This is a genomic window from Microcystis aeruginosa NIES-2549 (genome assembly GCF_000981785.2).
GTDB classification, from domain to species: domain Bacteria; phylum Cyanobacteriota; class Cyanobacteriia; order Cyanobacteriales; family Microcystaceae; genus Microcystis; species Microcystis aeruginosa_C.
The window spans coordinates 241,171-255,431 of sequence record NZ_CP011304.1 but is presented as its reverse complement, the minus strand read 5'-3'; the positions used below and the strand labels follow the sequence as shown (position 1 = coordinate 255,431).

The window sequence follows — 14,261 nt, the reverse complement described above, 5'->3', positions numbered from 1 at the left end:
AAGAAGGAGAAGCGATTATGGAAACTGTAGTGTTAAATCTCGAGACAGTTAATCTGACTGATGAACAATTTTATCATCTCTGTCAGGACAATCAAACATGGAATTTAGAACGTAATCAAAAAGGAGAATTATTAATTATGCCTCCCGTGGGTGGAAATACTGGTAAACAAGAAGCTAATTTGATTGTTAAAGTGGGGGTATGGAACGAGCAAACTCAACTTGGTGAGGTGTTTAGTTCTTCGACAATTTTTCGTTTACCAAAGGGAGGATATCGTTTTCCTGATGTTGCTTGGATAAAACGGGAGAGATGGAAAGCTTTGAGCGCAGAAGAGCGAGAAAAGTTCCCCCCTTTATGTCCCGATTTTGTGATTGAATTACGTTCTCGTAGCGATTCTTTAACCTCTTTACGCGACAAGATGCGCGAATATTTAGCCAGTGGTTTACGTTTGGGTTGGTTGATTAATCCTCAACAGCAGCAGGTGGAAATCTACCGACTAAATGGCAGTGTGGAAATTATTAATTTACCTGCTACTTTATCTGGGGAAGATGTCTTACCCGGATTTGTTTTGCATTTAACCTAAGAAGGATTGAGTACCCAGACAGAATTAATTACACATATTTTTCCCTGAACTGATAACTGATACAGCAGTTCAGGCGTTCCCTAAAACCAGAGACTTCCCACCTCACCATTAAGATAACTGCTATGAGTTATAGTGTATAAAGTAGCAAAAAGTAGAAGTGATTATGGAAACTGTAGTGTTAAATATCGAGACAGTTAATCTGACCGATGAACAATTTTATCATCTCTGTCAGGACAATCAAACATGGAATTTAGAACGTAATCAGAAAGGAGAATTATTAATTATGCCTCCCGTGGGTGGAAATAGCGGTAATCGAGAAGCTGATTTAATTGCTGATGTAACGATTTGGAATCGTCAAAGTAATTCTGGTAAAGTCTTTAGTTCTTCGACAATTTTTCGTTTACCAAAGGGAGGATATCGTTCTCCTGATGTTGCTTGGATAAAACGGGAGAGATGGGAAGCTTTGAGCGCAGAAGAGCGAGAAAAGTTCCCACCTTTGTGTCCCGATTTTGTGATTGAATTACGTTCTCGTAGCGATTCTTTAACCTCTTTACGCGACAAGATGCGCGAATATTTAGCCAGTGGTTTACGTTTGGGTTGGTTGATTAATCCTCAACAGCAGCAGGTGGAAATCTACCGACTAAATGGCAGTGTGGAAATTATTAATTTACCTGCGATTTTATCTGGGGAAGATGTCTTACCCGGATTTGTTTTGCATTTAACCTAAGAAGGATGACAGGGAATAACAAAGGGAATGAGACAGAATCAGGCTATCTCTATTGTGTCAAAACATTTCCGGAAAAGCGATCGATTGTCAGCTTGAAGGTGTATAATCTCTCAAAAGCCAGCATCAAGCTACAAAGTTCTCAATATCGCCCAAAAAAAACCATCAGGATTTCAGGAACAGATGCTCTGGCTACTTCTTCAAAGAAAGAGGAAACTCTCAGCCACAACATTGATATTTGTCAATAATGTCCCCTAAAATTTTCAATCATCACTTTACTCCCCTTAAATCCCTCTCTCTGGGATTATTTCTCCTGCAAGCTTTCACTCCCCTCACCCTAGCAGCCCCCCCGCGAGAACCGGATCAAACCGTCGGCTGTGATATTCTGGTGGTGGGTGGTGGTTTAGCCGGTGCCGGTGCGGCCTACGAAGCCTTATTATTAGGAAAAACCGTCTGTTTAACCGAGATTACCGACTGGGTGGGGGGACAGATATCTTCTCAGGGAACCTCCGCATTAGATGAAAGACGGACACAAAGAGAAAAATTATTTTTCCCGAAAGGTTATCTAGAATTTAGGGAAAGAATTAGAAAGCATTACGGCAAACAAAACCCCGGGGAATGTTGGGTAAGTGGGTCTTGTTTTTTCCCTTTTGACGGACATAAATTATTATTTCAACAGTTAGAAGACGCTGCCAAAAAAGGTAAAGGAACCCTGAAATGGTTTCCCTCCACGGTAGTCAAAGAATTAAATATTGAAACTTTACCCAATCGCGGCACCGGTCAACAGATTACCAGTGTAATTGCCATTCAACATAGTCCCGCAAAAGGTACTCCTCCCCTAAATACCGAGTTTTTATCGCAAAAAATGGAGGATATCTATCGCTACGAAAATTCTCCCCGTTTTGATAAAAAAATCCTCCGTTTTGTCTCCAAATCCTCCCAACCGAATCAATTAGCAGATTGGTATGTGATTGAAGCGACCGAAACCGGGGAAATCATCGGATTATCAGATATTCCCTACCGTTTAGGGGTCGATAAGCGCAGTTATCTCGAACCTTCTTCCTCTAGCGTCACTGGCGACCCCTACTGTACCCAAGGCTTTACCTATACCTTCGCCATGGAGGAAACAGAAAAACCACAAACCCACGAGAAACCCGTTTATTATGAACGCTATGCCCCCTATTTTAGCTATGAATTGCCGCGATTAGCCGATTTTGACCTAGTTTTCACCTATCGTCGTATCTGGAGTCCACAACTGGGTAAAGAAAAAACCTTTGGGGGAATTACTTTTACCGAACCCGTCCCGGGGGATATTTCCATGCAGAATTGGACCTGGGGAAATGATTATCGTCCGGGGACTGGGAAGGATAACTTTATCTACACGCGTGAACAGTTGCAAGAGTTAGGACAGTTATCTCCCGGGGGATGGATGGGAGGATTACGCACAGAAACCCTCGCAAGGGGCGAAGAACACGCCATTTCCTACTATTATTGGCTAGTAGAAGGAACCACCGATTCCCAGTTAGGGGACGGGGCAAAAGTTCCCCATTTGAATAACCGTTATCTGTCCGGTTTTGATTCTCCCATGGGAACTGCCCACGGTTTGTCAAAATACCCCTATATTCGGGAAGCAAGACGGATTATCGGTCGTCCTTCCCTGACTTTCCCCACTGGTTTTACCGTCACGGAAATCGATATTTCCCGACAAAATTTTCAAAGCGATTTCTATCGTCAGAATCTTTCCCCAGCAGAATATCGGCGCTTAATTGCCACCTTGGCAGGATTAGAGGGATTTTCCGTACTTGATGGCACATTATCCCCCGATCAGGCCGTTAAACGCAAGCGCTCGACCATTTACCCCGATTCCGTCGGTATCGGTCACTATGCGATTGATTTTCATCCCTGCATGACGGAACATCCCCCCGAAAAACCGGGTAATACAGAAAAAGCAGGAGAAAGACAGGGACAGGGCCAAGCTTACCCCTTCGAGATTCCTTTAAGGGCTATAATTCCCCAAAAAATCGATAATTTACTGATATCGGGTAAAAGTATCGCTCTCAGTCATATTGCCGCGGCCGCCTATCGTGTCCATTCCTTCGAGTGGTCCTCTGGGGTAGCTGCTGGCATCACGGCAGTGTATGCTTTAGATAATAATGTACTGCCCTATCAATTAGTAGAAAGTGATTTTCTCATCGGCAATAAACAATTGCGAGAATTACGGCAAAAAATCGACGCTAGTGGTAATCCCACTGTGTTCCCCGATGCCTCAATTTTCCGGTCGATGGATGATTGGTATTAATTAACCAGAATTGGGGGAGTCAGGAGTCTTTAAGCATTCAGCAGTCAGGGACTCGGACTGTGATAATAACTAGAAAACTTTCTAATCAATTGCCAAACAAATGCTGAAAGCTGATAGCGGAAAAGTCTCCCACTCCTTGAGGTAATTGCTAGAGAAAAATTACTGACGAATTTGTACCGGCATCACCAAATAGGTCATCTTTAAACCTCCCAAGGGGGTAAAAATAACCGGTTGGGTACTAGCATTTAACTGCATTTGGATATCATTATTGGGTAAAGCCTTCAAACCGTCCATTAAATATTTAACATTAAAGGCAATATCGCCACTTTCTCCCTGAATTTCCGCCGCCATGGACTCTTTGGCGCTACCTAAATCGGGAGACTCCACCGCTAGGGATAAACGACTATTCTCGCCATCGAGACTAAACTTGACTAAATTATTCTTTTGGTCCGATAAAACCGCCACTAATTCCAAACAACGGATTAATTGTTTGCGGTCTAAAACCAAAGAACGCTCGAAGGATTTAGGAATTAACTGATTATAAGTGGGATAGGCCCCTTCTAACTTACGACTGGTTAACCTCTGTTCCCCCATTTCAAAGATGACTTGAGAATCATCCACATGCAGAGTAATAGTCTCGATATTTTGTTTTGTTGCCATCATTCTTTCCAATTCTCGCAGGGCCCGGGCCGGAATGGTGACATTAAAGCCACCAGAGGCACTTTCCACCTCCTCTAGGGGAGTTTGTACCACCGCTAAACGATGACCGTCTGTGGCGGCAAATTCTAGACAATCGACGGTTTTAGTTAAATGCACCCCCGTCAACACCTGTTTAGTTTCATCGCCACTAGCGGCAAACAAAGCACCTTTTAGTCCCTCTGTCAAGGCAACTACAGGTAAATTAACAATTTCTCCATCGGCCACCGTGGGCAATTCTGGGAACTCATCGGCCTTCATGCCGCGAATTTGAAACTGTGCCGAGGCGGTTTTCAGGAAAGCGAGACTATGCTCCTCATCATTCTCGTTTTCTTCCACAGAGATAGTGATTTCCCCCTCTCCCAAACGAGAGACAATATCGTTAAGCAATTTTGCCGGCAGGGTAATTTTACCCCCTTCCACCACTTCGGCCCGAAAACTGGTGCGAATCCCTAAACTCAAATCAAAAGCAGTCAGGCTAATTTCGCCCTTTTCCTCATCGGCACAAAAGAGAACATTTCCCAACACCGGATGGGTAGGACGACTGGCAACGGCCCGACTAACTAGGGATAAATTGCTGTTGAGTTCGCTTTGACTACTGGTAAATTTCATAGCAGGAATAGTTTTTTTGTACGCTAAAAAATAATAGCAAGAATTCCCCTGTGGAAAATCTGTGGAAAACCTGAGCTTTTTTTGATCGCTCTTTCCGGGCTAAAATCTATCAATAGCAATAACTTCGCCCATTGCTAGGATGTTTTGAGCAATTCTGAAAAGATTGTGGAAAAATTGTCAAAGTGGAAGGAACCACTCCAGACACAGAGGACACAAAGATTGATCGATCATATAGTAAGTTAAACTTATCACACAGAACCCAGAAGAGCCGAGACTTTAGCCGACCAGCGCTTTTCTTAGGGAAAAATTGCGTCAAATGTAGGCCAGTGATCTTTAAAATGGAACAAGCAGCAGGAACTTAACAAAACAAAGCTCTGGGCCTCCCCCGGAATCGATAGACTCAAGTAGACAAGGAGACAGGATTGGTTAGCACATCTTCGTATCAAACAACAAAATCGAAAGAAATCTTTACAGCCGCTCAAAAATTAATGCCGGGGGGTGTAAGTTCCCCCGTGCGAGCCTTTAAATCCGTCGGTGGTCAACCCATCGTTTTTGAAAGCGTCAAAGGGGCCTATATTCGCGACGTGGACGGTAACGAATACATCGACTATGTGGGAACTTGGGGGCCGGCTATCTGTGGTCATGCCCATCCCGAAGTGATTGCCGCCCTGCACGAGGCCCTAGATAAAGGAACCAGTTTCGGCGCTCCCTGTGTCCAGGAAAATATTCTCGCTGAAATGGTGATTGATGCCGTTCCCAGCATTGAAATGGTGCGTTTTGTCAATTCCGGCACCGAAGCCTGTATGTCCGTCCTGCGCTTAATGCGGGCTTTTACCGGCCGGGATAAAATCATCAAATTCGAGGGCTGTTACCACGGTCACGCCGATATGTTCCTCGTTAAAGCTGGCTCTGGTGTAGCGACCCTGGGCCTACCCGACTCGCCGGGGGTTCCCAAAACCACCACTAACAACACTTTAACCGCCCCCTACAATGACCTGGAAGCGGTAAAAGCCCTCTTTGTCGAGAATCCCGACTCTATCGCCGGGGTGATTTTAGAGCCAGTGGTGGGTAATGCTGGCTTTATCGTGCCGGATGCTGGCTTTTTAGAAGGATTGCGGGAATTAACCAAGGAATACGGGTCCCTATTAATGTTTGATGAGGTAATGACCGGATTCCGCATCGCCTACGGTGGCGCTCAGGAAAAATTCGGCATTACCCCCGATTTAACCACCCTCGGCAAAGTTATCGGCGGTGGGCTGCCGGTGGGGGCCTACGGCGGTCGGGCTGATATTATGGCGATGGTGGCTCCGGCTGGCCCGATGTACCAAGCGGGAACCTTATCCGGCAACCCTTTGGCCATGACGGCGGGAATTAAAACCCTCGAGTTACTCCAGCGCCCCGGCACCTACGAATATCTCGATAAAGTGACCAAATCCTTAATTGAAGGGCTGCTGAAAGTGGCCAGAGATGCTGGTCATAGCGTTTCTGGAGGTCATATCAGTGCCATGTTCGGAATGTTTTTCACCGGCTCCCCCGTGCATAACTATGAAGATGCCAAAAAGGCCGATGTGGCTAAATTTGGTCGTTTTCACCGGGGAATGTTGGAAAGAGGCGTTTATCTAGCTCCTTCCCAGTTTGAAGCCGGTTTTACTTCTTTAGCTCACACAGAGGCCGATATCGAACGGACTTTGGCCGCAGCTAAAGAGGTTTTAGCAAGTTTATAGTCAATGCTGCTTCGGCCGGGAAAATTGATTGATAGAGTCCCAAGTATTGATGAGTTGACATCTCCCCGCTTGTAAAAGACGGGGATTCTTGTCGGTGAGATCGAGTGCGGTTTTAACCTGGCTCGATCTCGGTTACAATCTATTTTAGAAGGCCTGTCTAGTAGCTTTTCTGACTGCTATTTTTCAATTTTATTGGTGAGAGTTCCCACTACATCAATACCGAGGGTTTGATGGACACTGGCGAGGAATTGATTGACGATTTCGGGATAGACTTTGATCAGGGTAGCCAGGGATTTACCATCACCATTATCAACGATATTAACTCGATCGAGGTGTAAGCGTCTAGGAATTTTAATCGCCTCCTCTAGGATAGTTTCTAACTGTTGAATCAAGAAAATTGCTTCTGCTTCGCTGCCGGTGTTTTGCCAGACTTCCGCGAATAATTCGTTAACCAAGGCTTCAGCTTTAGCATTTTCTTCAAAAATTGCCGCTTCTCCTCTAGCGCGGAAAGTTTCGGCTTCCTGCTGCGCTTCTGCGGGTAAAACTTGATCTGCTTGGAGACGTAATCTTTCCAATTCTGCCCTAACCTGTTGCAATTTTTCCTCAACTATAGCACGTTTTTCCTTAGCGGCAGCGATAGTTATTTCTTCTTCCGATTTTGCCTGTTGTTCCAGTTTTGCCTTTAACTTTCTCAACTCATTTTCTTGCTCTAAAATGATAATTTGATCGCGGGTTTTAGCTACGGTTGCTTGTTCCTCACATTCCGCGACTATTTGTTCAGCTTCATTGAGGGCATTTGATTCGGCAATTTCAGCATCACGCATGACTAAAGCGATTCTTTCCCGTCCGAGGGAGTTAAGATAATCCACGTCATCGGCAACATTTTGAATTTTGAGAGTATCAATTTCTAAACCGAGTTTAAACAGGTCTTGACTGACGTTACTGGTAATACTTTCGGCAAATTTTAGGCGATCTTCGTTCACTTGTTCGGGGGTCATTGTTGCGACTACACCCCGCAAGTTTCCTTCTAAAGTTTCTTTAGCTACGCGAATAATTTCTTCTCGATCTCGATCTAAAAAACGTTCGATCGCATTGCCGACTATTTCAGGTTTAGAACTAACTTTCACGTTAGCAATTGCCACTATATTCAGGGGAATATTGCCCTTAGAATAGGCATTTTTAATCTCAATTCTGATCGGGGTTGTGGTGACATCCATGCGTTTAACGGTTTCTAAAATTGGAATACGAATCGCCCGACCCCCCGATATCACTCGATACCCCACATCTTGTCTATCTTTTGATTTGCGTTTCATCCCACTCAGGATTACTACTTCATTGGGTTTACAAATACACAGAAAAGAATTGATAAACCAAACCGCACCGATACCCAGAAATATCAATAAAGCAATGGGAACACTATTCAATAATAAATTGGCGGCACTGTTGTTATTATTGTTGTCGTCGTATTGATTGGGATTGATTTGGATGAGATAGGAATTATTTTGACTATTCATAGTTAGTTACCCTTTGGTTTAGAAAAAATTAAAAATCGCCTCTGATATACTTTTCCGCAATGACTAAAACCTTATTGTCTCGGCAACTGAGAATAAATGCTTGATCACCGATATTAAATTGTTCTTCCCCTTCCGTTATCGCGACTATATCGATCAGACTATCTCCGACATTAACTCGCACTTTCCCCTTGCTATTTTTATCGAAGGGGATTTGAACAACTCCGATTAAACCGATGAGAGAGTGATAATCGACAATACTATTTACCTGTTGATTGAAGCGTCTTAACTTGACTAAAATTAGGAGTAGGATGGCTAAACCAATACCTACCCCTAAAGAAATTAAAACGATTGTGAGCAGTTGAGCATTCATAAGTTTAGTTATTTACCGTTATAGTTGCCCCCAATCTAATTAACGTTAACTAATTCGAGACTTCGGCCATTTCAATCACGCGATCAGCATGATCTTTGACCAAAAAATTTAAAGGTTTATTGCGACGAACTTTATACTTTAAGCGTCGTGATTCCACCCGCATCAGAATTTGTTCTAAACAATCGTGATCAAAACAAACGTGACGATGACGATCCTTATAACCCGCAGTTGCCCCAGCAACGATGTGCAGTTGGGTATTTTTCTTTAACTGATACCATAAACCCTGGGGTTGATCTCCCAAAGAAGGGTTGGCAGTAGTCACAGCCGGATTACTAGACATATAAAATGGGTCAATCATATTATTGCCCATCGTCTGCTCATAATTGTAATAGTAATGGAGGGGGACATCGGCCGTGGGCAAATTTAAAAGTCCTTCATAAAATTGTCGGGCTGTCTCCAAATCTGTCACCATGATTGTATGAACTTTTGGGGCGCTAGTTAGAAACATCCACATGGCTAAAGCATAAGCGGCCAGAAGCATAACCATAATCCCCTGGGTGGACAGGAGAGTATCAAGGGGTAGGAAAGCGCCGAAGAAAAGATGATTTATCAACACTGATGTGATCCTATTGCCTAAGAATTTCTATCATTCCCTAATTATAATCATGGCGCTGAAACTTAAGTGAACAGGGTGGGGAGTTACCGAGTTCTGTACATTTGTATTAAAATGCTCCCTACCCAGTTTAAATACAGTACAATCTGCCTCAAATTCTCCTATGGGATGAATAAGTAGCTGGTTATAATTAAATTAAAAATGGATTTTAGGTTCGATCCCCCCTTAGTACTAGGGTTGATTCATAGTAGGGTTGATTCATGAATCAACCCTACCCTATAGTCCCCCCTTGATAAGGGTGGTGTCTGATAATTTTTAACGCCTACCTACTTAAATGATGAGATGATGACATTGCGGAGGGAAGTATGAGGAATTGGCGGAGATGAAAGCCTATATTGGGGGGTAGAGCCATCCCTGGAAAAGTGAGCTACTGTTATGAATTCTTTTGCACTCCCCGTCTTTCTGCAATCAGGTTTAACCCTACTGGCATTTTTAGTGCTGGTTATCCTGATGGCCTAAATCTTAATCTGTCTGTGACTTCGAGCGAGCAGGGGACGATCGATAGCTCAGACCAGATTTTGATAGACGGTTAACAGCTGTTCGGCGATCGCTGACCAACTGTATTGATTTAAGACTAAATCTCTGGCATTTTTCCCTTTTTGTTGGCGAATTTCAGGATTAGTGATAGCCGCTTCTAAAGTATTAGTTAAATCCTCAAGCTGACAAGCTGTCACCCATCCCGCGGCCGCTGCTGCCACCGCAGGATGCAGATCCACCCGGTCCGAGATGACCACAGGAATTCCGGCAGCCATAGCTTCGGCAACCGCGATGCCAAAATTTTCATAGTAGGAAGGTAAAACAAATAAATCGGCCCTAGCGAGGAGGCTATTTTTTACTTCTCCGGTGACAAATCCGGTAATTGTCGTATTTTTGCCCAATATTGACCGCTCGATCTGATTTTTAATCCGATTTTCGTACTCCCGGTCTTGGGGATTACCTCCTGCTAAGACAAAATGAAAATCTAGGCCTTTTTCTAACAACCTTTCTAAACTGGGCAGCAATAAATCTAGACCTTTTTTCGGGTCAAGACGGGACATATAGAGAATGATCGGTTTATTTTCGGGAAGATCAAAACCCTTTACTGGTAAAGCTTGTGGGTTAAAAAAATCTACCCCTAGGGGGATGACAATATCCTTAGTTTTTATATTAAATCTTTCGGCGATTTGGCACTCCTGCTGACTGGTGAAATGAACTGCCGCCGCCGCCGCTAAATTGGGTTTTTCCAGAAAATTGGCGTATATTTGTTTAAGTTGCCGTTTTTTTTGCAAATCTGCTGGATCGAGGGTGCCTAGGGGACGGAGAATATAGGGCAGTTGACGGTAACGAGCGATCAAAGCCGATATACTGCTTACCGGGGAGAATAAAGCATGAATATGGGCGATATCGTAATCTTTTGCCCTATTTGCCAACCAAGTAAACAGATCAAGGGAAAATTTATAGCGCCGAAAGGGAGAACAGGGAAAATAATAGATTTGATAGCCATTTTGACTAACAGGGACCCCCAAAGGCACATCTAGGGGTGCTTGTCCCGTGTCACCATTGGAATCGGTGGTAATAATAGTCACCTCTTGGCCTAGTTGTGCCAAGGCCGCTGACAAACCGAGTACCATTTGACTAGGACCCCCGTAAACAAGGGAAATCGAAGGAACAATCTGAAGAATTTTCATCTTTTTGGTGCAAGGGTCAAGACTTGTTAAGATCGATCAAGCCGTTCGCTCAAATTTACCACTTCTGTGGCTCTCATTTATGGTAATCGACTTTCTGCCCTTCACTATCAATATTTCCCCGGCTTTTATTGCCGGTAGTTGTCTCTGGTCTTTAGCATTATATTTGGGGTTAGCTGGGGTGCGAAATTGGTTTATAGAAATTTTCTATCGCTGGTTTAATTTTGCCGAGCGTTTCCTCTATACTTCCCTAGAGGAGTTTGAAAAAACTCGCGTCGCCAGAGAATCCCAAAATGCTTTTTATGCCTCTATCTTTAGTATTATTCCCTTTCTCATTCTCGGTGGTTTCTCCGATTGGTTAATTGAGATTAGTTTGGGAAAAAGTTGGCCGATTAGTGTCGGTATTCTCGCTTGTGTTGCCTCCGGTGTCTATGAATTAGGACGGCAGGACGGCAGTGGCAATCAGTAAATTAAGCTGTTAACCATCTCAATTATTACTTGGGACTGCACGGGAGGGGCAAGTTAGTAGATTTTAACCCCTGACTAGCGCTCAATCTTTTCCTTCCAGACGATTTTTATGTTTATTAAGAGTCTTTTGTAGTAAATTCAAAACCTCATTGGCAATCTCAATAACTTCATGGGTTCCAAAACCGGCCTGAGTTAATTCTTTAAAAAAAGCCTTAGCAACAATTTTGGCTAATTTCGGGGGATAAGGATGGACAGCGATCGAATGTTCGGACTGAATTTCTGCTATTTCTCTAGTCACTGCCATAGCCACAAAACGAGATTTTAACATCCCTTGCAAATGAAAAATTTGCAGGGATTGGGCAGCCTGTTGAGCGAATAACTGCAAGATTTCTAAATCTAATGGTTCAAAATGTTTTTTGTCTAGGGGAAAACTGAGATTAATTACTCCGATTACCTGCTGATTCAGAATAATCGGTACGGATATAAAACTATTATTATTTGCTCTTTTGGGATAACTGGCTGCACTGGCAAATGGCGATCTAGTTATATCCTTAATTAGTAAAGGTTTCCCTGTCGCTGCTACAGTGCTGGCAATAGCTTGATCAAGTCTAATTATTTCTTGATCAGCCAAAGGTGATAGAGCATCATAATGGGCAAAAACTTCTAGATAATCGGTAATTTCCCCTTTTAATTCCTGTGGAGAGCTTAACAGGATTGAACAGTGCCGCGCTCGCAATTGATGAGCGCTCATACTAGCTATTTTCTGAAAAATATCTTCGAGATTTTCCTCAACATTCAAGACAAGAGCCAGAGTAGTCAATTTGGGGTTAAAATTATTCATGTATTCAATCACTTATTCAGTCCGAGTTTAGACTTTCAGGGTGAGGGTGACATTCCCCATCTCCTTGTTTGTCTGAGTCTATAGCTTGCCATAGCATCTCATGGAAGGGCTTTTTTTACTCGTTAACTGCTCTATTGTAGATGTGCTGAAAAACTTCTGTCTGTCTCTTGTTTTTTGTCTTCCCTCTAGCTACTCTGATCTAGTGGTTCAGACAAGTTTAACCTGACTGGAATGAAAGATGGTGCGTTTTCTCTGGGCAATTTTGGCTGGTGTGGGGATGGGGATAACAGTAGCGCCGGTTTCTTGGTGGTTACTCGCTTGGATTTCTCTCGTCCCCCTGTGGATGGTTGTGAGATTAGCGGAAAAATCCCTAAAAAAACAGCTTTTATACGGTTTTGGCTGGGGTTTTGCCTACCATGGTCTCGCTTTATTCTGGATCACGGGAATTCACCCGATGACGTGGATGGGTGTCCCCTGGTTAGCGAGTTTGTTAATTGCTCTGTTTTGTTGGTTGTTTATTACTTTTTGGGGAACGGCGATCGTGCTAACTTGGACGTTAGTTATGTTTTATGTCAACAAAAGTGTTAATCAGTCATCTTTTGGGGATGCTCTCCTGCGGGTTTTCATCGGTACTGCCCTCTGGTGTGGGTTAGAATCTCTCTGGAGTCAATCCCCTCTCTGGTGGACTACCCTTGCTTATAGTCAAAGTCCCCATAATTTATTGATTCTGCAATTGGGCAAATTATCGGGTTTTACGACGGTAACGGCGGCAATTGTCGCAATTAACGGTTTAATCGCCGAAAGCTTGCTCCTAATCCGTCAATCGCGGCAAAATCTCGCTTTTCTCTCTTTACCCCTCCTCATTTGTTTTAGCCTCCATCTCTGGGGATGGAACACATACCATAAACCGATCGAAAAGTCAAGGGATTTAGGGATAAAAATTGGCGTAATTCAGGGCAATATTCCCAACACGATTAAACTTTCACCCCGGGGATTTCAAAAGGCACTCGAAGGTTACACCTCTGGTTATCAAATTCTCGCCGATCAAGGAGTAGATGCCGTCTTAACTCCTGAAACCGCCTTACCCTATTATTGGGAGAACTTAGTCAATAATAGCTCGATTTATTCGGCAATTTTAGCCAAAAAAACGCCGATCTGGTTGGGTGCATTTGGCAAGGTGGACAAGGGTTATAACAATAGTCTCTTGACCATTGATGGCGAGGGACAGGTGATTAGTCGCTATGATAAAGTAATTCTCGTGCCTTTAGGCGAATACGTTCCTTTTCAGGAAATTTTAGGCGGAATTGTTGATCGCCTTTCTCCCTTGCAAGCGCATTTAATCCAGGGAGATCCCGATCAAATTATTGACAGTCCTTTCGGTAAAATAATTGTGGGCATTTGTTACGAGTCGGCTTTTTCCGAACATTTTCGCCGTCAAACTGCTAGGGGAGGCGAATTTATTATTACTGCTTCTAATAACGCCCATTATAGCCACGCCATGCCCGCTCAACACCATGCTCAGGATACCATGCGAGCGATCGAAACCGATCGATGGATGGCCCGGGCCACCAATACAGGTTATTCTGCTTTTGTCGATCCCCACGGTAATCACCTTTGGCTATCGGATTTAGATAAATATCAAATCCATAGCGAAACAATTTATCGACGAGATACGAGGACTTTATATGTGCGCTGGGGAGATTGGTTAACCAAAGTTTTAATCATTACTGCCGGACTAGCTTGGCTCTGGAGAGCTTGGGATTAAGGTGACAGTGCTATACTTTTTCGTGAATAAACTGTATAAATAACCTAAGTTTTTGATGCAATGAAAGAGCAATTTGTCAAGTGGTTGAATAGAATCTTAATATTTGATGTGTTTTTAGTGATAGCGGGTTTTCTCTGGTTTGCCGTGGCTGTTATCGGTGAATCCACGGGAATTCCCCTAGGATTTAAACTTTTTCAGCGTCTTTGGCTGCCCCTATTCAATCCTGCTATTAGTATTTTAATTGCGGGGGCGATTTTAAGCTGGGCGATTAATAAAATTCAAGAACGCTTGTCCCCTAAATAGGGTCTGCTGAATTCAGTTATCAGTTAT

At 43.5% G+C, this 14,261-nt stretch carries 13 protein-coding genes; 7 read left to right on the top strand and 6 right to left on the bottom strand.

Going from position 1 to position 14,261, the window contains the following annotated elements; all coding sequences use genetic code 11:
- Positions 1–17: 17 nt before the first annotated feature.
- From myaer_RS01325 to myaer_RS01310, 3 genes are all read left to right on the top strand, one after another.
- On the top strand, positions 18–581 hold the full coding sequence (locus myaer_RS01325) for a Uma2 family endonuclease (RefSeq protein ID WP_046660633.1): 564 nt from the start codon (positions 18–20) through the stop codon (positions 579–581).
- Positions 582–744: 163 nt separating this feature from the next.
- Positions 745–1,308, top strand: a complete 564-nt coding sequence (locus tag myaer_RS01320; RefSeq protein ID WP_046660632.1) for a Uma2 family endonuclease — start codon at positions 745–747, stop codon at positions 1,306–1,308.
- A 244-nt stretch (positions 1,309–1,552) separates the two neighbouring features.
- The gene (locus myaer_RS01310; RefSeq protein WP_046660631.1) at positions 1,553–3,604 is read left to right on the top strand and encodes an FAD-dependent oxidoreductase; all 2,052 of its coding nucleotides are present in this window, start codon (positions 1,553–1,555) and stop codon (positions 3,602–3,604) included.
- 159 nt (positions 3,605–3,763) lie between these two features.
- Here myaer_RS01310 and dnaN read toward each other — a convergent pair whose 3' ends face one another.
- A complete protein-coding gene (gene dnaN / locus myaer_RS01305) occupies positions 3,764–4,912 on the bottom strand; it encodes a DNA polymerase III subunit beta (protein ID WP_046660630.1) in 1,149 nt (382 codons plus the stop codon).
- A 422-nt stretch (positions 4,913–5,334) separates the two neighbouring features.
- On the opposite strand from dnaN, the gene hemL reads away from it, so the two are divergent.
- Positions 5,335–6,636: a glutamate-1-semialdehyde 2,1-aminomutase gene (gene hemL / locus myaer_RS01300; protein ID WP_046660629.1), complete on the top strand. Its 1,302-nt coding sequence runs from the start codon at positions 5,335–5,337 to the stop codon at positions 6,634–6,636.
- Positions 6,637–6,812: 176 nt separating this feature from the next.
- Here the strand turns inward: hemL and myaer_RS01295 are convergent, their stop codons facing one another.
- From myaer_RS01295 to hpsP, 4 genes are all read right to left on the bottom strand, one after another.
- Positions 6,813–8,150 carry a flotillin family protein gene (locus myaer_RS01295; RefSeq protein WP_046660628.1) on the bottom strand — a complete coding sequence of 446 codons (1,338 nt, stop codon included), beginning with the start codon at positions 8,148–8,150 and terminating at the stop codon, positions 6,813–6,815.
- Positions 8,151–8,178: 28 nt separating this feature from the next.
- Positions 8,179–8,520: a hypothetical protein gene (locus myaer_RS01290; RefSeq protein ID WP_046660627.1), complete on the bottom strand. Its 342-nt coding sequence runs from the start codon at positions 8,518–8,520 to the stop codon at positions 8,179–8,181.
- 49 nt (positions 8,521–8,569) lie between these two features.
- The gene (locus myaer_RS01285; RefSeq protein WP_046660626.1) at positions 8,570–9,136 is read right to left on the bottom strand and encodes a glyoxalase-like domain protein; all 567 of its coding nucleotides are present in this window, start codon (positions 9,134–9,136) and stop codon (positions 8,570–8,572) included.
- A 563-nt stretch (positions 9,137–9,699) separates the two neighbouring features.
- Positions 9,700–10,860, bottom strand: a complete 1,161-nt coding sequence (hpsP, locus tag myaer_RS01280) for a hormogonium polysaccharide biosynthesis glycosyltransferase HpsP (protein ID WP_046660625.1) — start codon at positions 10,858–10,860, stop codon at positions 9,700–9,702.
- Between the two features lie 79 nt (positions 10,861–10,939).
- Between hpsP and myaer_RS01275 the strand changes: the two genes are divergently transcribed.
- The gene (locus myaer_RS01275) at positions 10,940–11,326 is read left to right on the top strand and encodes a hypothetical protein (protein ID WP_002739650.1); all 387 of its coding nucleotides are present in this window, start codon (positions 10,940–10,942) and stop codon (positions 11,324–11,326) included.
- A gap of 81 nt (positions 11,327–11,407) precedes the next feature.
- On the opposite strand, the gene myaer_RS01270 is transcribed toward myaer_RS01275, so the two are convergent.
- Positions 11,408–12,166 (bottom strand): GAF domain-containing protein, encoded by a 759-nt coding sequence (locus myaer_RS01270; RefSeq protein ID WP_046660624.1) that lies wholly within the window; start codon positions 12,164–12,166, stop codon positions 11,408–11,410.
- Positions 12,167–12,404: 238 nt separating this feature from the next.
- Between myaer_RS01270 and lnt the strand changes: the two genes are divergently transcribed.
- Both lnt and myaer_RS01260 read left to right on the top strand, forming a co-directional pair.
- The gene (gene lnt, locus myaer_RS01265; protein ID WP_046660623.1) at positions 12,405–13,931 is read left to right on the top strand and encodes an apolipoprotein N-acyltransferase; all 1,527 of its coding nucleotides are present in this window, start codon (positions 12,405–12,407) and stop codon (positions 13,929–13,931) included.
- Between the two features lie 60 nt (positions 13,932–13,991).
- Entirely contained in the window at positions 13,992–14,234 is a 243-nt protein-coding gene (locus myaer_RS01260; protein ID WP_002740130.1) for a hypothetical protein, read from the top strand.
- Positions 14,235–14,261: the final 27 nt, after the last annotated feature.

Coding starts and splice junctions, on each gene's coding strand:
- lnt (WP_046660623.1), top strand. CDS start 12,405: ATGGTGCGTTTTCTCTGGGCAATTTTGGCTGGTGTGGGGATGGGGATA.
- myaer_RS01275 (WP_002739650.1), top strand. CDS start 10,940: ATGGTAATCGACTTTCTGCCCTTCACTATCAATATTTCCCCGGCTTTT.
- myaer_RS01295 (WP_046660628.1), bottom strand. CDS start 8,150: ATGAATAGTCAAAATAATTCCTATCTCATCCAAATCAATCCCAATCAA.
- myaer_RS01290 (WP_046660627.1), bottom strand. CDS start 8,520: ATGAATGCTCAACTGCTCACAATCGTTTTAATTTCTTTAGGGGTAGGT.
- myaer_RS01320 (WP_046660632.1), top strand. CDS start 745: ATGGAAACTGTAGTGTTAAATATCGAGACAGTTAATCTGACCGATGAA.
- myaer_RS01260 (WP_002740130.1), top strand. CDS start 13,992: ATGAAAGAGCAATTTGTCAAGTGGTTGAATAGAATCTTAATATTTGAT.
- dnaN (WP_046660630.1), bottom strand. CDS start 4,912: ATGAAATTTACCAGTAGTCAAAGCGAACTCAACAGCAATTTATCCCTA.
- hpsP (WP_046660625.1), bottom strand. CDS start 10,860: ATGAAAATTCTTCAGATTGTTCCTTCGATTTCCCTTGTTTACGGGGGT.
- myaer_RS01310 (WP_046660631.1), top strand. CDS start 1,553: ATGTCCCCTAAAATTTTCAATCATCACTTTACTCCCCTTAAATCCCTC.
- myaer_RS01270 (WP_046660624.1), bottom strand. CDS start 12,166: ATGAATAATTTTAACCCCAAATTGACTACTCTGGCTCTTGTCTTGAAT.
- myaer_RS01325 (WP_046660633.1), top strand. CDS start 18: ATGGAAACTGTAGTGTTAAATCTCGAGACAGTTAATCTGACTGATGAA.